The organism is Pseudomonas sp. SWRI154 (assembly GCF_014268645.1).
GTDB lineage: Bacteria > Pseudomonadota > Gammaproteobacteria > Pseudomonadales > Pseudomonadaceae > Aquipseudomonas > Aquipseudomonas marvdashtae.
The window spans coordinates 166,660-183,931 of record NZ_JABWQW010000010.1 but is presented as its reverse complement, the minus strand read 5'-3'; the positions used below and the strand labels follow the sequence as shown (position 1 = coordinate 183,931).

The 17,272-nt window shown below is 59.3% G+C and carries 15 protein-coding genes; 13 read left to right on the top strand and 2 right to left on the bottom strand.

All coding sequences use genetic code 11. From position 1 onward, the window contains the following. Positions 1-44: 44 nt before the first annotated feature. The gene (gene gltA, locus HU806_RS12100) at positions 45-1,334 is read right to left on the bottom strand and encodes a citrate synthase (protein ID WP_186611589.1); all 1,290 of its coding nucleotides are present in this window, start codon (positions 1,332-1,334) and stop codon (positions 45-47) included. Between the two features lie 365 nt (positions 1,335-1,699). On the opposite strand from gltA, the gene sdhC reads away from it, so the two are divergent. The 11 genes from sdhC to HU806_RS12045 all read left to right on the top strand — a co-directional run bounded on the left by sdhC (position 1,700) and on the right by HU806_RS12045 (position 15,786). Next, positions 1,700-2,074, top strand: coding sequence for a succinate dehydrogenase, cytochrome b556 subunit (gene sdhC, locus HU806_RS12095; RefSeq protein WP_003179220.1), 375 nt, complete (start codon positions 1,700-1,702; stop codon positions 2,072-2,074). Then, positions 2,068-2,436 carry a succinate dehydrogenase, hydrophobic membrane anchor protein gene (gene sdhD / locus HU806_RS12090; protein ID WP_030138327.1) on the top strand — a complete coding sequence of 123 codons (369 nt, stop codon included), beginning with the start codon at positions 2,068-2,070 and terminating at the stop codon, positions 2,434-2,436. The genes sdhC and sdhD overlap by 7 nt, the downstream gene beginning before the upstream one ends. 3 nt (positions 2,437-2,439) lie before the next feature. Beyond that, positions 2,440-4,212 (top strand): succinate dehydrogenase flavoprotein subunit, encoded by a 1,773-nt coding sequence (sdhA, locus tag HU806_RS12085; RefSeq protein ID WP_186611588.1) that lies wholly within the window; start codon positions 2,440-2,442, stop codon positions 4,210-4,212. 11 nt (positions 4,213-4,223) lie between these two features. Continuing rightward, entirely contained in the window at positions 4,224-4,928 is a 705-nt protein-coding gene (gene sdhB, locus HU806_RS12080) for a succinate dehydrogenase iron-sulfur subunit (RefSeq protein WP_039594133.1), read from the top strand. Positions 4,929-5,190: 262 nt separating this feature from the next. Next, entirely contained in the window at positions 5,191-8,022 is a 2,832-nt protein-coding gene (locus tag HU806_RS12075; RefSeq protein WP_186611587.1) for a 2-oxoglutarate dehydrogenase E1 component, read from the top strand. A 43-nt stretch (positions 8,023-8,065) separates the two neighbouring features. Then, entirely contained in the window at positions 8,066-9,286 is a 1,221-nt protein-coding gene (odhB, locus tag HU806_RS12070) for a 2-oxoglutarate dehydrogenase complex dihydrolipoyllysine-residue succinyltransferase (RefSeq protein ID WP_186611586.1), read from the top strand. 105 nt (positions 9,287-9,391) lie between these two features. After that, positions 9,392-10,837 (top strand): dihydrolipoyl dehydrogenase, encoded by a 1,446-nt coding sequence (gene lpdA, locus HU806_RS12065; RefSeq protein ID WP_186611585.1) that lies wholly within the window; start codon positions 9,392-9,394, stop codon positions 10,835-10,837. Positions 10,838-11,033: 196 nt separating this feature from the next. Further along, positions 11,034-12,200 carry an ADP-forming succinate--CoA ligase subunit beta gene (gene sucC, locus HU806_RS12060; protein WP_007919879.1) on the top strand — a complete coding sequence of 389 codons (1,167 nt, stop codon included), beginning with the start codon at positions 11,034-11,036 and terminating at the stop codon, positions 12,198-12,200. Next, on the top strand, positions 12,200-13,084 hold the full coding sequence (gene sucD / locus HU806_RS12055; RefSeq protein WP_003179236.1) for a succinate--CoA ligase subunit alpha: 885 nt from the start codon (positions 12,200-12,202) through the stop codon (positions 13,082-13,084). The genes sucC and sucD overlap by 1 nt, the downstream gene beginning before the upstream one ends. Positions 13,085-13,570: 486 nt before the next feature. Continuing rightward, on the top strand, positions 13,571-14,884 hold the full coding sequence (brnQ, locus tag HU806_RS12050) for a branched-chain amino acid transport system II carrier protein (protein ID WP_186611584.1): 1,314 nt from the start codon (positions 13,571-13,573) through the stop codon (positions 14,882-14,884). Positions 14,885-15,048: 164 nt separating this feature from the next. Beyond that, positions 15,049-15,786 carry a DUF599 domain-containing protein gene (locus HU806_RS12045; protein WP_186611583.1) on the top strand — a complete coding sequence of 246 codons (738 nt, stop codon included), beginning with the start codon at positions 15,049-15,051 and terminating at the stop codon, positions 15,784-15,786. A 77-nt stretch (positions 15,787-15,863) separates the two neighbouring features. On the opposite strand, the gene HU806_RS12040 is transcribed toward HU806_RS12045, so the two are convergent. Beyond that, positions 15,864-16,115, bottom strand: coding sequence for a hypothetical protein (locus HU806_RS12040; protein ID WP_030138335.1), 252 nt, complete (start codon positions 16,113-16,115; stop codon positions 15,864-15,866). A gap of 158 nt (positions 16,116-16,273) precedes the next feature. Here HU806_RS12040 and HU806_RS12035 point away from each other — a divergent pair, with 158 nt between their 5' ends. After that, entirely contained in the window at positions 16,274-16,750 is a 477-nt protein-coding gene (locus HU806_RS12035; RefSeq protein WP_186611582.1) for a PaaI family thioesterase, read from the top strand. Continuing rightward, on the top strand, positions 16,747-17,208 hold the full coding sequence (locus tag HU806_RS12030) for a PaaI family thioesterase (protein ID WP_186611581.1): 462 nt from the start codon (positions 16,747-16,749) through the stop codon (positions 17,206-17,208). Before HU806_RS12035 ends, HU806_RS12030 begins: the two co-directional genes overlap by 4 nt. Positions 17,209-17,272: the final 64 nt, after the last annotated feature.

Genomic DNA, 17,272 nt, shown 5'->3' with positions numbered 1-17,272 from the left:
AAAAAAAACGGCCTCATCAAGAGGCCGTTTTTTCTGGCTGGGGTTTAGTGCCGATCTTCCAGCTTGGTGATGTCGCGCGACTCGTAGCCGGTGTACAGCTGGCGAGGGCGGCCGATCTTGTACGGGCTGGAGAGCATTTCCTTCCAGTGGGAGATCCAGCCCACGGTCCGCGCCAGGGCGAAGATCACGGTGAACATGCTGGTTGGAATGCCGATCGCCTTGAGGATGATCCCCGAGTAGAAGTCGACGTTCGGGTACAGCGAGCGCTCGATGAAGTACGGGTCGGTCAGGGCGATCTCTTCCAGGCGCATGGCCAGTTCGAGTTGCGGATCGTTCTTGATCCCCAGTTCCTTGAGCACTTCGTCGCAGGTCTGCTTCATCACGGTGGCGCGTGGGTCGCGGTTTTTGTAGACCCGGTGACCGAAGCCCATCAGCTTGAACGGATCGTTCTTGTCCTTGGCCTTGGCGATGAACTTGTCGATGTTCGAGACATCGCCGATTTCATCGAGCATGGTCAGTACCGCTTCGTTCGCACCGCCGTGGGCAGGGCCCCAGAGTGCGGCGATACCGGCGGCGATGCAGGCGAACGGGTTGGCACCCGACGAACCGGCCAGGCGCACGGTGGACGTGGAGGCGTTCTGCTCGTGGTCGGCATGGAGGATGAAGATCCGGTCCATGGCCTTGGCGAGCACCGGGCTGATCGGTTTGATCTCGCACGGGGTGTTGAACATCATATGCAGGAAGTTCTCTGCATAGGTCAGGTCGTTGCGCGGGTACATCATGGGCTGGCCCATGGAGTACTTGTAGACCATGGCTGCCAGGGTCGGCATCTTCGCCACCAGGCGGATCGCGGAAATTTCGCGATGCTGGGGGTTATTGATGTCCAGGGAGTCGTGGTAGAAGGCCGAGAGGGCGCCGACAACGCCGCACATGACGGCCATCGGGTGGGCATCGCGACGGAAACCGTTGAAGAAGGTCTTCAACTGTTCGTGAACCATGGTGTGGTTCTTCACGGTGCTGACGAACTGGGCCTTTTGCTCTGCGGTCGGCAGCTCGCCGTTGAGCAGCAGGTAGCAGGTTTCCAGGTAGTCCGATTTTTCAGCCAGCTGTTCGATCGGGTAGCCGCGGTGCAGCAGGATGCCGTTGTCGCCGTCGATATAGGTGATTTTCGACTCGCACGAGGCGGTCGACATGAAACCTGGGTCAAAGGTGAAACGGCCCGTGGCCGTCAGGCCCCGTACGTCGATTACATCGGGACCAACGGTGCCGGTTAAAATGGGCAGCTCGACGGGGGCTGCGCCCTCGATGATCAACTGCGCTTTTTTGTCAGCCATGTGGCCTCCTATTAATGCTTGGAATCATCAGACAGACCCCCCACGCAGGGCCCGCACCACTATAGTGAGATAAATCCGAATGTCAATTTGCCTAAAGTCTTGCTCCAGAAGGCTTTAACCGGACTTTTTCCGCGAAATTACCTGCCGTTTACGCCTTTTATGGCGCTTGCGCAATGCGCTATTAGGGGAAGGTGAACGCGTTGTCATTAGTAGCCTAACTGTCTATACTCGGCCACCGACCGCCAGGGGCTTTTGGGCCTGCTTTCTTGGGGGTCGTCACTCCCTGGGTGGTGAGTACCTGACCAGTGCGCGCCCCAACAACTTTGCCCTGATTGTTAGGGGCTCTTCAGTGTGAAAAAAAAGCCGTGAAAAGCCAACGACCTGTAAACCTAGACCTAAGGACCATCAAACTCCCAGTCACTGCTTACACGTCCATTCTTCACCGTATTTCCGGTGTCATCCTCTTCGTCAGCCTGGCCATCATGCTTTATGCATTGGACAAGTCGCTCGATTCGGAAGAAGGCTTCGGTCAGGTGAAAGCGTGTCTGACCAGTCCGCTAGCCAAGCTAGTGATTTGGGGCATCCTGTCCGCCTTGCTGTATCACCTGGTAGCCGGCGTGCGCCACTTGATCATGGACATGGGCATCGGTGAGACGCTGGAAGGCGGCAAGCTGGGCTCGAAAATCATTATCGCCGTGTCTGCGGTGCTGATCGTTCTGGCAGGAGTCTGGATATGGTAACCAACGTCACGAACCTTTCGCGTTCGGGCCTCTACGACTGGATGGCCCAGCGTGTGTCTGCGGTCGTTCTCGCGGCTTACTTCATTTTCCTGATCGGATATGTCGTGGCAAACCCTGGCATTGGCTACGCCCAATGGCATGAACTGTTCGCAAACAACTGGATGCGTATCTTCAGTCTGCTGGCACTTGTCGCACTGGGCGCTCACGCCTGGGTCGGCATGTGGACCATCGCGACCGACTACCTGACGCAAATGGCGTTCGGCAAGTCGGCGACTGCCGTTCGTTTCCTCTTCCAGGCAGTATGCGGCGTTGCGATGTTCGCTTACTTCGTCTGGGGTGTGCAGATTCTCTGGGGTATCTGATTCATGGCTAACATTCCAACGATTTCTTTCGACGCCATCATCATTGGTGGTGGCGGTGCTGGCATGCGCGCAGCGCTGCAGCTGGCACAGGGCGGTCACAAGACTGCCGTGATCACCAAGGTTTTCCCGACCCGTTCGCACACTGTGTCCGCCCAGGGCGGCATCACTTGCGCCATCGCTTCGGCCGACCCGAACGATGACTGGCGCTGGCATATGTACGATACCGTCAAGGGTTCCGACTATATCGGTGACCAGGACGCTATCGAATACATGTGCCAGGAAGGCCCGGCTGCTGTTTACGAGCTGGACCACATGGGCATGCCGTTCTCGCGTACCGAACAGGGTCGTATCTACCAGCGTCCGTTCGGTGGACAGTCCAAGGACTACGGCAAGGGCGGCCAGGCCGCACGTACCTGCGCGGCGTCCGACCGTACCGGTCACGCACTGCTGCACACCCTTTATCAGGGCAACCTGAAAGCCGGTACCGTTTTCCTGAACGAGTACTACGCTGTCGATCTGGTGAAGAACCAGGACGGCGCCTTCGTCGGTGTGATCGCGATCTGCATCGAAACCGGCGAAACCACCTACATCCGCGCCAAGGCCACCGTACTGGCGACCGGCGGTGCGGGCCGTATCTACGCATCCACCACGAATGCCCTGATCAACACCGGTGACGGCGTCGGCATGGCCCTGCGTGCTGGCGTACCGGTACAAGACATCGAAATGTGGCAGTTCCACCCGACCGGCATCGCCGGCGCCGGTGTACTGGTGACCGAAGGTTGCCGTGGTGAAGGTGGTTACCTGATCAACAAGCACGGCGAGCGTTTCATGGAGCGCTATGCGCCGAACGCCAAGGACCTTGCCGGTCGTGACGTCGTGGCCCGTTCGATGGTTAAAGAGATCATCGCTGGCAACGGCTGTGGCCCGAATGGCGACCACGTGATGCTCAAGCTCGATCACCTGGGCGAGGAAGTGCTGCACAGCCGCCTGCCTGGTATCTGCGAGTTGTCCAAGACCTTCGCTCACGTCGACCCGGTCGTTGCGCCAGTTCCGGTCGTTCCAACCTGCCACTATATGATGGGCGGCGTTGCCACCAACATCCATGGCCAGGCGATCACCCAGAACGCCGAAGGCGTGGACGAAATCATCCCTGGCCTGTTCGCAGTGGGTGAAGTGGCTTGCGTATCGGTTCACGGTGCCAACCGCCTGGGCGGCAACTCGCTGCTCGACCTGGTGGTCTTCGGCCGTGCTGCCGGCCTGCACCTGGAAAAAGCCCTGACCGACGGTATCGAATACCGCGACGCCAGCGACACCGACATCGATGTGGCACTCAAGCGCCTGGCTGGCCTCAACGAGCGTACCGAAGGCGAAGACGTCGCCACCCTGCGTCGCGAGCTGCAAAGCTGCATGCAGAACTACTTCGGTGTGTTCCGTACCGGCGAATACATGCAGAAGGGTATCGCCCAGCTCGCGCAATTGCGTGAACGAATTGCCAACGTGAAGATCAACGATAAGTCGCAGGCGTTCAACACCGCCCGTATCGAAGCGCTGGAATTGCAGAACCTGCTGGAAGTGGCCGAAGCCACCGCCATCGCGGCAGAAGTGCGTAAAGAGTCCCGTGGTGCCCACGCCCGCGAAGACTATGAAGACCGTGACGACGAAAACTGGCTGTGCCACACCTTGTACTTCCCGGGTGATAAGCGCGTCACCAAGCGTGCCGTGAACTTCTCGCCGAAGACTGTTCCGACTTTCGAACCAAAAGTCCGGACTTATTAAGGGTGACCGCTATGTTGCAAGTCAGTGTTTATCGCTACAACCCTGATCAGGACGCCGCGCCGTTCATGCAGGACTTCCAGGTCGATACCGGTGGTAAAGACCTGATGGTGCTGGACGTGCTGGCCTTGATCAAAGAGCAGGACGAAGGTTTTTCCTATCGTCGCTCGTGCCGCGAGGGCGTTTGCGGCTCCGACGGCATGAACATCAACGGCAAGAACGGCTTGGCCTGCATCACGCCGCTGTCGGCCGTGGTCAAGGGCAACAAGCTGATCGTTCGCCCGCTGCCAGGTTTGCCGGTCATCCGTGACCTGGTCGTCGATATGAGCATCTTCTACAAGCAATACGAGAAGGTGAAGCCATTCCTGCAGAACGACACGCCGGCTCCGGCCATCGAGCGTCTGCAGTCTCCGGAAGAGCGTGAAAAGCTCGACGGTCTGTACGAGTGCATCCTGTGCGCCTGCTGCTCGACCTCGTGCCCATCCTTCTGGTGGAACCCGGACAAATTCCTGGGCCCGGCCGCCCTGCTGCAAGCGTATCGCTTCCTGGCAGACAGCCGCGACACCAAGACGTCCGAGCGTCTGGCCGCACTGGATGACCCGTTCAGCGTATTCCGCTGCCGCGGGATCATGAACTGCGTCAACGTCTGCCCGAAAGGCCTGAACCCGACGAAGGCCATCGGTCACGTACGTAACATGCTGCTGCAAAACGGCGTGTGATTCAGCTGCTGTACCCGTAGAACCGCTGTACCCGTAGAGGCGAGGGCGTGGGCTTCAACCCACGTCCTGGCTATAACCAGAACAGCCACTCACAAAGTGGCAGTTCTTATTTTGAAGAAATGAGACAAGCAGGGGCATCCGGGCTGGTACCCGGACTATCAGCGTGATCCTAAGTGGCTTGTTTTAGTCGCTGCACTCGGACTTCTGCAAGTTTGCTCGGTGTTTTCGCCGATGGTGTTCCCCAAATCGAGGGTGACCAAGCATGCAAGAAAGCGTGATGCAGCGCATGTGGAACAGTGCCCACCTCTCCGGTGGTAACGCTGCCTATGTGGAAGAGCTCTACGAGCTCTACCTGCACGACCCTAACGCTGTGCCAGAAGAATGGCGCACCTACTTTCAGAAGTTGCCAGCTGACGGTAACTCTGCCACTGATGTTTCGCACTCGACGATTCGCGATCATTTCGTGCTGCTGGCAAAGAACCAGCGCCGCGCCCAACCGGTGTCTGCCGGCAGCGTGAGCTCCGAGCATGAAAAGAAGCAAGTTGAAGTACTGCGACTGATCCAGGCCTACCGGATGCGCGGCCACCAGGCAGCCCAGCTGGACCCGCTGGGGCTGTGGCAGCGTCCTGCACCTGCAGACCTGTCGATCACTCATTACGGCTTGACCAATGCCGATCTTGATACGACCTTCCGTGCCGGCGACCTGTTCATCGGCAAAGAGGAAGCGAGCCTACGCGAAATTCACGAAGCGTTGCAGCAGACATATTGCCGCACCATCGGCGCTGAATTTACGCACATCACCGATTCCGAGCAGCGCCAGTGGTTCCAGCAGCGTCTGGAAAGCGTTCGTGGTCGTCCGGCCTACTCCGCGGATATCAAGAGTCACTTGCTCGAGCGCGTCACCGCCGGTGAAGGCCTGGAAAAGTACCTGGGCACCAAATACCCGGGCACCAAGCGTTTCGGCCTGGAAGGCGGTGAAAGCCTGATTCCAATGCTCGACGAGCTGATCCAGCGTTCCGGTTCCTACGGCACCAAGGAAGTCGTCATCGGAATGGCCCACCGTGGCCGCCTGAACGTACTGGTCAACACCTTCGGCAAGAACCCGCGCGAGCTGTTCGACGAGTTCGAAGGCAAGAAGAAGGTCGAGCTGGGCTCCGGTGACGTGAAATACCACCAGGGCTTCTCGTCCAACGTGATGACCACAGGTGGCGAAGTGCACCTGGCCATGGCGTTCAACCCGTCCCACCTGGAAATCGTTTCCCCGGTGGTCGAGGGTTCGGTCCGCGCCCGTCAGGATCGTCGCAACGACCCGACCGGCGAGAAGGTGCTGCCGATCTCCATCCACGGTGACGCGGCATTCGCCGGTCAAGGCGTGGTCATGGAAACCTTCCAGATGTCGCAGACCCGCGGTTTCAAGACCGGCGGCACCGTGCACATCGTGATCAACAACCAGGTCGGTTTCACCATCAGCAATCCGCTGGACTCGCGTTCCACCGAGTACGCAACCGACGTCGCGAAAATGATCCAGGCGCCGATTCTCCATGTGAATGGCGATGACCCGGAAGCCGTGTTGTTCGTGACCCAGCTGGCCATCGACTACCGCATGCAGTTCAAGCGTGACGTGGTGATTGACCTGGTCTGCTACCGCCGTCGCGGCCACAACGAGGCCGACGAGCCAAGCGGCACCCAGCCGCTGATGTACCAGCAGATCGCCAAGCAGCGCACCACCCGTGAGCTATATGCCGAGCGCCTGACCCAAGGCGGCGTCCTGGATGCCGCGCGCGTCCAGGAAAAAGTCGATGAATATCGTAACGCCCTGGACAACGGCCTGCATGTGGTAAAGAGCCTGGTCAAAGAGCCGAACAAAGAGCTGTTCGTGGACTGGCGTCCGTATCTGGGCCACGCCTGGACCGCTCGTCACGACACGCGCTTCGACCTCAAGACCTTGCAAGAGCTGTCCGCCAAGCTGCTGGAAATTCCGGAAGGCTTCGTGGTCCAGCGCCAGGTTGCGAAAATCTACGAAGACCGGCAGAAGATGCAAGCCGGTGGCTTGCCGATCAACTGGGGTTACGCTGAAACCATGGCGTACGCGACCTTGGCGTTCGAAGGTCACCCGATTCGCATGACCGGTCAGGACATCGGTCGCGGTACGTTCTCGCACCGTCACGCTGTCTTGCACAACCAGAAAGACGCGGGTACCTACATCCCGCTGCAAAACCTGTACAAGGGCCAGCCACGTTTCGACCTGTACGATTCGCTGCTGTCCGAGGAAGCCGTCCTGGCGTTCGAATATGGCTATTCCACCACCGAGCCGAATGCGCTGGTGATCTGGGAAGCCCAGTTCGGCGACTTCGCCAACGGTGCCCAGGTGGTCGTCGACCAGTTCATCACCAGCGGCGAGCACAAGTGGGGTCGTCTCTGCGGCCTGACCATGTTGCTGCCACACGGTTATGAAGGGCAGGGGCCGGAGCACTCTTCGGCACGTCTGGAGCGTTACCTGCAACTGTGCGCCGAGCACAACGTCCAGGTTTGCGTACCGACGACCCCCGCGCAGATCTACCACCTGCTGCGTCGCCAGGTCATCCGTCCGCTGCGCAAGCCGCTGATCGTGCTGACACCGAAGTCGCTGCTGCGCCACAAGCTGGCGATTTCCACGCTCGAAGACCTGGCCGAAGGCTCGTTCCAGACCGTCATCTCGGAAATCGATACCCTGGACGCGGCGAAGGTGACTCGCCTGGTCCTGTGCAGCGGCAAGGTCTACTACGACCTGCTGGAAAAACGTCGTGCCGAAGGCCGCGAAGACATCGCCATCGTGCGTATCGAGCAGCTTTACCCGTTCCCGGAAGAGGACCTGATGGAGGCCATCGCGCCTTACACCAATCTCACCCATGTGGTGTGGTGTCAGGAAGAACCGATGAACCAAGGCGCGTGGTACAGCAGCCAGCATCACCTGCGTCGCAGCATCGCCAACCATAAGAAGGGCCTGGGCCTGGAGTACGCCGGTCGTGATGCTTCCGCTGCACCTGCGTGTGGTTATGCGTCGATGCACGCCGAGCAGCAGGAAAAACTGCTGCAAGATGCCTTCACTGTTTAACGCCTTCGCGCTGACTGAAACCGAATTTTAAGGACCCACTGAAATGGCTATCGAAATCAAAGCCCCGTCATTCCCGGAATCGGTTGCCGATGGCACCGTTGCCACCTGGCACAAGAAACCAGGCGACGCCGTCAAGCGTGACGACCTGATCGTCGACATCGAGACCGACAAGGTCGTGCTGGAAGTATTGGCTGAAGCTGACGGCGTGCTGGGCGCCATCGTTGCCGAAGAGGGCGCTACCGTTCTGTCGAACCAGGTCCTGGGCTCGATCGAAGAGGGCGGCGCTGCCGCTGCCGCTCCAGCCGCCGCTGCACCGGCTGCCGCTCAGGCTGCTGCGCCTGCTGCTTCGGGCGAAGACGATCCAGTCGCCGCTCCGGCTGCTCGCAAGCTGGCTGAAGAGAATGGCATCAACATCGCTTCCGTTGCCGGCACCGGCAAGGGCGGTCGTGTGACCAAGGAAGACGTGGTGGCAGCTGTTGCCGCCAAGAAAGCCGCTCCAGCCGCCGCACCGTCCAAGCCAGCCGCGCCTGCCGCAGCCGCTCCGGTGTTCGCTGCCGGTGACCGCGTTGAAAAACGCGTGCCGATGACCCGCGTTCGCGCAACCGTGGCCAAGCGCCTGGTCGAAGCACAGTCGAACATGGCGATGCTGACCACCTTCAACGAAGTCGACATGACCGAAGTCATGGCCCTGCGTTCGAAGTACAAGGATCTGTTCGAGAAGTCCCACAACGGCGTACGCCTGGGCTTCATGTCGTTCTTCGTCAAGGCTGCCACCGAAGCGCTGAAACGCTTCCCGGCCGTCAACGCGTCGATCGACGGTTCCGACATCGTCTACCACGGCTACGCCGATATCGGTGTCGCGGTTTCCAGCGACCGTGGCCTGGTGGTTCCGGTACTGCGCAACGCCGAACTGATGAGCCTGGCCGAAATCGAAGGCGGCATCGCCACCTACGGCAAGAAGGCCCGTGACGGCAAGCTGTCCATCGAAGAGATGACCGGCGGTACGTTCACCATCACCAACGGTGGTACATTCGGTTCGATGATGTCGACCCCGATCGTCAACCCGCCGCAAGCGGCTATCCTGGGCATGCACAACATCCTGCAACGTCCGATGGCGGTCAACGGTCAGGTCGTGATTCGTCCGATGATGTACCTGGCACTGTCCTACGATCACCGCCTGATCGACGGTAAAGAAGCCGTGACGTTCCTGGTCACCATCAAGAACCTGCTTGAAGATCCGGCTCGTCTGCTCCTGGATATTTAAAAAATCAGCTGCAAGCTGCAAGTGGCTAGCACCAAGCTCAAAGCGAGCAAGGACGGCTTCACTTGTAGCTTGCGGCTTGAAGCTTGCAGCTAAAAGGAACCTTTTATGACTCAGAAATTCGACGTGGTAGTGATTGGTGCGGGCCCTGGCGGCTACGTAGCGGCCATCAAGGCTGCGCAACTGGGCCTTACCACTGCCTGCATCGAGAAATACACCGACAAAGAGGGCAAGTTGGCCCTTGGCGGTACTTGCCTGAACGTCGGCTGCATTCCCTCCAAGGCGCTGCTGGACAGCTCCTGGAAGTTCCACGAAGCGCAAGACGGCTTGGCCATTCACGGCATCGGCGGTGTCAACCGCGAAAGCGTCACCATCGACGTACCGGCCATGGTTGGCCGCAAAGCCAACATCGTCAAAGGCCTGACCTCGGGTGTCGCCACCCTGTTCAAGGCCAACGGCGTCACCTCGATCCAGGGCCACGGCAAGCTGCTGATGGGCAAGAAAGTCGAAGTGACCAAGCCGGACGGCTCGGTTGAAGTGATCGAAGCCGAAAACGTCATCCTGGCGCCAGGCTCGCGTCCGATCGACATTTCACCGGCTCCGGTCGACCAGAATGTGATCGTCGATTCCACCGGCGCCCTGGAATTCCAGACCGTGCCACAACGCCTGGGCGTGATCGGCGCTGGCGTGATCGGCCTCGAGCTGGGTTCGGTATGGTCGCGCCTGGGTTCGCAAGTGACCGTGCTCGAAGCCCTCGACACCTTCCTGATGGCCGCTGACGCCGCCGTCTCCAAGGAAGCGCTCAAGACCCTGACCAAGCAAGGCCTGGACATCAAGCTGGGCGCTCGCGTGACCGGTTCGAAGGTCAACGGCGAAGAAGTCGTGGTGAACTACACCGACGCCAACGGTGAGCAGACCATCACTTTCGACAAGCTGATCGTAGCGGTCGGCCGTCGTCCAGTGACCACTGACCTGCTGTCCGCCGACTGCGGCGTGGAAATCGACGAGCGCGGCTTCATCGCGGTCGATGACCATTGCGCAACCGCCGTACCGGGCGTATTCGCCATCGGTGACGTGGTTCGCGGCATGATGCTGGCCCACAAGGCTTCCGAAGAAGGCATCATGGTCGTCGAGCGCATCAAAGGCCACAAGGCCCAGATGAACTATGACCTGATCCCATCGGTTATCTACACTCACCCGGAAATCGCATGGGTCGGCAAGACCGAGCAGGCCTTGAAAGCCGAAGGCGTTGAAGTTAACGTCGGCACCTTCCCGTTCGCCGCCAGTGGCCGTGCCATGGCAGCCAACGATACCGGTGGTTTCGTGAAAGTCATCGCCGATGCCAAGACGGATCGCGTATTGGGCGTTCACGTCATTGGCCCAAGCGCTGCCGAGCTGGTACAGCAAGGCGCGATCGGCATGGAATTCGGCACCAGCGCTGAGGATCTGGGCATGATGGTCTTCTCCCATCCGACCCTGTCCGAAGCCTTGCACGAAGCGGCCTTGGCCGTAAATGGCGGCGCCATCCACGTGGCCAACCGCAAAAAGCGTTAATAGACAATAAGAAACCACGGCGGCATGGCCCGTCGTGAGCCTTGCGAGCAAGACTCACCGCGGAATATCCGCTGGACGCAGCCTTGCGTAGCCGCACCGGTTGACCGGAAAGCTACGCAAGCAGCAGTCACAGGTGGTGCGGCACCAGAACGGTGCAGCACCGAATGCGCAGTACCTAACGAAGACGGTAATAAGCATGAATCTTCACGAGTATCAGGGTAAGCAGCTGTTCGCTGAGTACGGCCTGCCAGTATCCACCGGTTACGCGGTAGACACCCCGGAAGCGGCAGCGGAAGCTTGCGACAAAATCGGCGGCAGCGAATGGGTTGTCAAAGCCCAGGTTCACGCCGGTGGTCGCGGTAAAGCGGGCGGCGTCAAGCTGGTTCGCAGCAAAGAAGACGCCAAAGCCTTCGCACAGCAGTGGCTGGGCAAGCGTCTGGTGACTTACCAGACTGACGCCAACGGTCAGCCAGTTACCAAGATCCTGGTTGAATCGTGCACTGATATCGCTAAAGAGCTGTACCTGGGCGCTGTCGTTGACCGTTCGAGCCGCCGCATCGTGTTCATGGCTTCCACCGAAGGTGGTGTGGACATCGAGAAAATCGCTCACGACACCCCTGAGAAAATCCTCAAGGCCACCATTGATCCGCTGGTTGGCGCACAGCCGTTCCAGGGTCGCGAGCTGGCGTTCCAGCTGGGCCTGGAAGGCAAGCAAGTTGCTCAGTTCGCCAAGATCTTCGTAGGCCTGGCCAAGCTGTTCAAGGACCACGACCTGGCGCTGCTGGAAGTGAACCCGCTGGTGATCAAGGCCGACGGCGACCTGCATTGCCTCGATGCCAAGATCAACATCGACGCCAACGCGATGTACCGTCAGCCTAAGCTGAAGACTTTCCACGACCCGTCGCAAGACGATCCGCGCGAAGCGCACGCTGCCAAGTTCGAACTGAACTACGTAGCCCTGGAAGGTAACATCGGCTGCATGGTCAACGGTGCCGGCCTGGCCATGGGTACCATGGACATCGTCAACCTGCATGGCGGCAAGCCAGCCAACTTCCTCGACGTGGGCGGTGGTGCTACCAAGGAACGCGTAACCGAAGCGTTCAAGATCATCCTGTCCGACACTAACGTCGCTGCAGTCCTGGTCAACATCTTCGGCGGCATCGTTCGTTGCGACATGATTGCCGAAGGCATCATTGGCGCCGTGAAAGAAGTCGGCGTGAAAATCCCGGTTGTTGTTCGCCTTGAAGGCAACAACGCTGAGCTGGGCGCTAAAGTACTGGCAGAAAGCGGTTTGAACATCATCGCTGCTACCAGCCTGACCGACGCTGCTCAACAAGTCGTTAAAGCTGCGGAGGGCAAATAATGAGCGTCCTGATCAATAAAGACACCAAGGTTATCTGCCAGGGTATTACCGGTTCGCAAGGTAGTTTCCACACCCAGCAAGCCATCGAATACGGCACCAAGATGGTTGGCGGCGTAACTCCGGGCAAGGGCGGCACCGAGCACCTGGGCCTGCCTGTCTTCAACACCGTCAAGGACGCTGTTGCAGCCACTGGCGCTACCGCCAGCGTGATCTACGTTCCGGCTCCTTTCTGCAAGGACTCCATCCTTGAAGCAGCGTTCGGCGGCATCAAGCTGATCGTTTGCATCACCGAAGGCATCCCGACCATCGACATGCTGGAAGCCAAGGTCAAGTGCGACGAGCTGGGTATCACCCTGATCGGCCCGAACTGCCCAGGCGTGATCACTCCGGGCGAGTGCAAGATCGGCATCATGCCAGGTCACATTCACTTGCCAGGCAAGGTCGGTATCGTTTCCCGTTCCGGCACCTTGACCTACGAAGCCGTCAAGCAGACCACTGACGCCGGTTTCGGTCAGTCGACTTGCGTCGGCATCGGCGGTGACCCGATCCCAGGCTCCAACTTCATCGACATCCTGAAGCTGTTCCAGGAAGACCCGAAGACCGAAGCGATCGTCATGATCGGTGAGATCGGTGGTTCCGCTGAAGAAGAAGCCGCTGCCTACATCAAGGCAAACGTGACCAAGCCGGTTGTTTCCTACATCGCTGGTGTGACTGCTCCTCCGGGCAAGCGCATGGGCCATGCTGGCGCAATCATCTCCGGCGGCAAAGGCACTGCAGACGAGAAATTCGCTGCGCTGCAAGACGCAGGCGTGAAAACCGTGCGTTCGCTGGCAGACATCGGCAAGGCCCTGGCCGAGCTGACTGGCTGGGAAATGAAGAAGTAAGCTTCGGCTGACCCTTCGTTCCAGCAACAAAGGCCACCTTCGGGGTGGCCTTTGTCGTTTCTGCCGCTCTATCCGGTCATAGAGAGGGCGCTCTTGTGGCGAGGGAGCTTGCTCCCGCTGGGCTGCGCAGCAGCCCCAATTCAGGCGCCGGTATTATTCAGACAAAGTGCGCTGTCCGGTTTACGACTGCTGCGCAGCCGAGCGGGAGCAAGCTCCGTCGCCACGGGGATGTACTGCTTGGAGAACAGGTGCAACACGGAAAAATAGATACGTAAATGCGACACGGAAATGTCGTGTATCGGATAGTTCGCCCCGTAACAGTGCGTTCCGCGCATAAATTCGTTAGTCTTGCCGCCAATTTTGCGACCCGCGGCCCACAAGGCGGCGACGCGCTAAACGGGTCGGTCCCATACGGATCGGCAGCATTTCCCTCACCCTTCAGGGAAATCCCTCTCTAAATTCCGATTCAGTAGTGTGGTTTCCTTAATGAAAGTGTTGAAAGGCCAGGACATCCTGGCGCTTGGTTTCATGACATTTGCCCTGTTTGTCGGGGCCGGTAATATCATCTTCCCGCCTATCGTCGGTTTGCAATCCGGGCCCCATGTCTGGATGGCGGCGCTGGGCTTTTTGATCACCGCGGTCGGGCTGCCGGTGATCACCGTCGTTGCGCTGGCCAAGGTTGGCGGGGCGATGGATGCCTTGAGCAGCCCTATCGGCAAGATCGCCGGTGGTTTGTTGGCGGCGGTGTGCTACCTGGCCGTCGGCCCGCTGTTTGCCACACCGCGAACCGCCACCGTATCGTTCGAAGTCGGCCTGGCGCCGCTCACCGGCGAGAGTCCGCTGGCGCTGTTTCTTTATAGTGCGGTGTACTTCCTGCTGGTGTTCTTCATCTCGCTCTATCCGGGCCGCTTGCTGGACACCGTCGGGCGCTTCCTGGCGCCACTGAAGATCATCGCCCTGGCTGTGCTGGGCATCGCCGCGTTTGCCTTGCCTGCGGGCGATATTGGCGTGGCAACGCCTGAATATGTGGCGGCGCCGTTTTCCCAAGGCTTCATCAATGGTTACTTGACCATGGATACCCTGGGTGCATTGGTGTTCGGCATCGTCATCGTCAACGCGATCCGTTCCCGGGGCGTCGAGTCGCCGGCCTTGATCACCCGCTACGCGATCATCGCCGGGTTGATCGCCGGAGTGGGCCTGGCGCTGGTCTATGTCAGCCTGTTCCGCCTCGGCTCCGGCAGCCACGAAGTGGCGGCGGGCGCAACCAATGGCGCGGCCGTGCTGCATGCCTACGTGCAACACACGTTCGGCAGCCTGGGCAGCGGTTTCCTCGCGGTACTGATCTCCCTGGCGTGCCTGGTGACTGCGGTCGGCCTGACCTGCGCCTGTGCCGAATACTTCAGCCGCGTCCTGCCGCTGTCATACAAGACGCTGGTAATCATCCTGGCCGCGTTTTCGTTGCTGGTCTCCAACCTCGGCCTGACCAAGCTGATCGCCTTCTCGATTCCGGTGCTGACGGCGATCTATCCACCCTGCATCGTTCTGGTGGCCCTGAGCTTCTGCAAGGATTTCTGGCATGAGCAAGGACGCATCGTCGGCCCGGTCATGCTGGTTTCTTTCCTGTTTGGCTTGATCGATGCCCTCGAGGGCGCCGGGTTGGCGGACTGGATGCCGGGACAATTGGCCCACCTGCCTCTGAGCGAGCAGGGCCTGGCTTGGCTGATCCCTTCGGTCATGACTCTGGTGGTCGCGGTGGTCTGCGATCGGCTATTGGGCAAGCGCAGCCAAGCACTGGCTTAAGCGCTTCCAGCAGGCCCATTGGGAAAACGAAATGCCCCGTATCAATCGATACGGGGCATTTTTTTTATGGGTGCAGTGTCTTTTTCCTTGAGCTAGCGTCGAATGGGGTGTCCTGAGTCCACAAACACGGTTCCGGCGTTCGTTATTGTCATACAGGGAATTGCATGTCATTCATTCAAGCCAACCTGATTCATCTTCTCGCCGCCATATGGTTCATTATCTGCTGGGCTGGCTACACCCGTTACGCTTCCTGGAAAGCGCGAGATACGGCGTGCCTGGCCAGCGTCATGCACCTGTACCGAGAAGATTGGATGCGTCGCATGTTGCTGCGCGATAACCGCATCGCCGATGCCAGCGTGATCGGTAACCTTGAGCGCAACGCGTCGTTCTTCGCCTCCAGTACGCTGATTATCCTCGCCGGTATCCTCACGGTATTGGGCGCGTCCGACCGTGCGGTGTCGTTGCTCGCGGACCTGCCACTGGTGCAACAGGCTTCCCAAGGCATGGCGGAGGTGAAGCTGCTATGCCTGGCCCTGGTGTTCGTGTATGCGTTCTTCACGTTCAGTTGGTGCATGCGCCAGTACAACTTTGCCGCGGTCCTGGTGGGTTCGGCGCCGATGATCGGTGAACGGCATGTGTCCGAGCAAGAGCGCAAGGCCTTTGCGTCAAGAGCGGCACGGGTCATCTCCATGGCGGCCAACCAGTTCAACTTCGGCCTGCGCGCATATTATTTCGGCATGACCATGTTGGCGTGGTTCGTCAGCCCCTGGTTATTCATGTTGATGAGCGCTGGCGTGGTGTTTGTGCTGTATCAGCGCGAGTTTCATTCAGATGTACTGGATGTAATGGTCTATACGCCTACCGAAGCGCCAACGTCCGAGGCCGGCAAGGAGACCGCGTGACGCAGCGTTGAGCTGCCCAAATTGCAGGCATAAGAAAACCCGCTCCAGGCGGGTTTTCTTTTGCTGCTAAAACCGTATCAGTTGGTTTTAGGCGCGGTAGCAGGGGCTTGTTCCTGCTGGGCAGCACTGTTCGATTCAGACTGAGCTTTGGCGGCTTCGGCGTTTTCTTTCGCCGCGTCGTTCACTTTATCCTGTGCTTTGTTCATGTCTTGCTGAGCTTGCTCAGCGTGTTGGTTGGCATCTTGAGCTTTGTCCTCGGATTTTTTATCGCAGGCAGCGAGACCGAGGGAGGCGGCCAACATCAAGGCAATAGCAAAAGTCTTACGCATGGGGTGTTTCTCCTTATGGAAATAACTACTGGCCTTTTGAGCAACCCCCCTCAGGTTAAGTTCCTCTTTTGCGACAGATATATAACTTTGCAAGGTTGCGGAACTTTAGCGCACCCGCCTGTTGCCGGGCCTCTGCACAAACGAGGGCATTGATGGACATGGCTGAAGATCCCATTTTTGAGCGTGCGACACGCTTTTTATCGGCCCTGCGGCATTGCCAGGTGCTGGGCTTGAAGTTACACAGCGCCGGTCGTGACGGGCTGACGCTCATCCTGCCGTTCAGCCCGCAAATTGTCGGCAACCCCCTGACGGGCATCATCCACGGTGGCGCGTTGACTTCATTGATGGACACCGCGTGCGGCATGTCGACCTTGTGCGTGCTCCCGCAATTCGAAGTCTGTCCTACCCTCGACTTGCGCATCGACTACATGCACGCCGCCGAGCCCCACAAGGACGTCTACGGCTTCGCTCAATGCTATCGAGTGACCCAGGACGTGATCTTTACCCGGGGTTTCGCCTACCAGGACGACCCTGAGCAACCCATCGCCCATGTGGTGGGCACGTTCATGCGCCTGGGCGAGCATGCCCGGGGAATAGGGAAGGGCGGCTCGATGGCCGCCGTGGACCAGCCATGACCGACATCACCGAGGAACAATTGCGCCGCGCCTGCGAGCAGGGCGACTACGCGCTGCTGCTCGCTTCGATTCCCTATGCGCAACTGATTGGCGTTGAATGCACGCAGCAGGGCGACGAACTGCTGTTTTGCCTGCCGGCCAACAAGGACAACATTGGTAACCCTTTGCTGCCAGCCATCCATGGCGGTGTGATCGCCGGGTTCATGGAGTTGTCGGCTGCTGTTCATCTGCTGATCGCCACCCGTGCGCCGGGCGTGCCGAAGATCATTGATTTTTCCCTGGATTACCTGCGCACCGGGCAGTTTCGCGACACCTATGCCAAATGCCAGGTCTGGCGCCAGGGCCGGCGCGTCGCCAACGTCGCGATCACCGCCTGGCAGGAAAGTGAGGCCGAGCCTATTGCAACGGCCCGGGCCCATTTCAAGATCCCTGCACCTTCCAAGCCGACCGGCCCTTGAAATCATCAACGCTGCCCCAACCTTCAGGACATCCCGCCGCCAATCTCTGCGAGGCGGACACCAC

Excerpts from the sequence above, each read along its gene's own strand:
- gltA (WP_186611589.1), bottom strand. The coding sequence starts at position 1,334 with ATGGCTGACAAAAAAGCGCAGTTGATCATCGAGGGCGCAGCCCCCGTC.
- sdhD (WP_030138327.1), top strand. The coding sequence starts at position 2,068 with ATGGTAACCAACGTCACGAACCTTTCGCGTTCGGGCCTCTACGACTGG.
- sdhA (WP_186611588.1), top strand. The coding sequence starts at position 2,440 with ATGGCTAACATTCCAACGATTTCTTTCGACGCCATCATCATTGGTGGT.
- sdhB (WP_039594133.1), top strand. The coding sequence starts at position 4,224 with ATGTTGCAAGTCAGTGTTTATCGCTACAACCCTGATCAGGACGCCGCG.
- HU806_RS12075 (WP_186611587.1), top strand. The coding sequence starts at position 5,191 with ATGCAAGAAAGCGTGATGCAGCGCATGTGGAACAGTGCCCACCTCTCC.
- odhB (WP_186611586.1), top strand. The coding sequence starts at position 8,066 with ATGGCTATCGAAATCAAAGCCCCGTCATTCCCGGAATCGGTTGCCGAT.
- lpdA (WP_186611585.1), top strand. The coding sequence starts at position 9,392 with ATGACTCAGAAATTCGACGTGGTAGTGATTGGTGCGGGCCCTGGCGGC.
- sucC (WP_007919879.1), top strand. The coding sequence starts at position 11,034 with ATGAATCTTCACGAGTATCAGGGTAAGCAGCTGTTCGCTGAGTACGGC.
- sucD (WP_003179236.1), top strand. The coding sequence starts at position 12,200 with ATGAGCGTCCTGATCAATAAAGACACCAAGGTTATCTGCCAGGGTATT.
- brnQ (WP_186611584.1), top strand. The coding sequence starts at position 13,571 with ATGAAAGTGTTGAAAGGCCAGGACATCCTGGCGCTTGGTTTCATGACA.
- HU806_RS12045 (WP_186611583.1), top strand. The coding sequence starts at position 15,049 with ATGTCATTCATTCAAGCCAACCTGATTCATCTTCTCGCCGCCATATGG.
- HU806_RS12040 (WP_030138335.1), bottom strand. The coding sequence starts at position 16,115 with ATGCGTAAGACTTTTGCTATTGCCTTGATGTTGGCCGCCTCCCTCGGT.
- HU806_RS12035 (WP_186611582.1), top strand. The coding sequence starts at position 16,274 with ATGGCTGAAGATCCCATTTTTGAGCGTGCGACACGCTTTTTATCGGCC.
- HU806_RS12030 (WP_186611581.1), top strand. The coding sequence starts at position 16,747 with ATGACCGACATCACCGAGGAACAATTGCGCCGCGCCTGCGAGCAGGGC.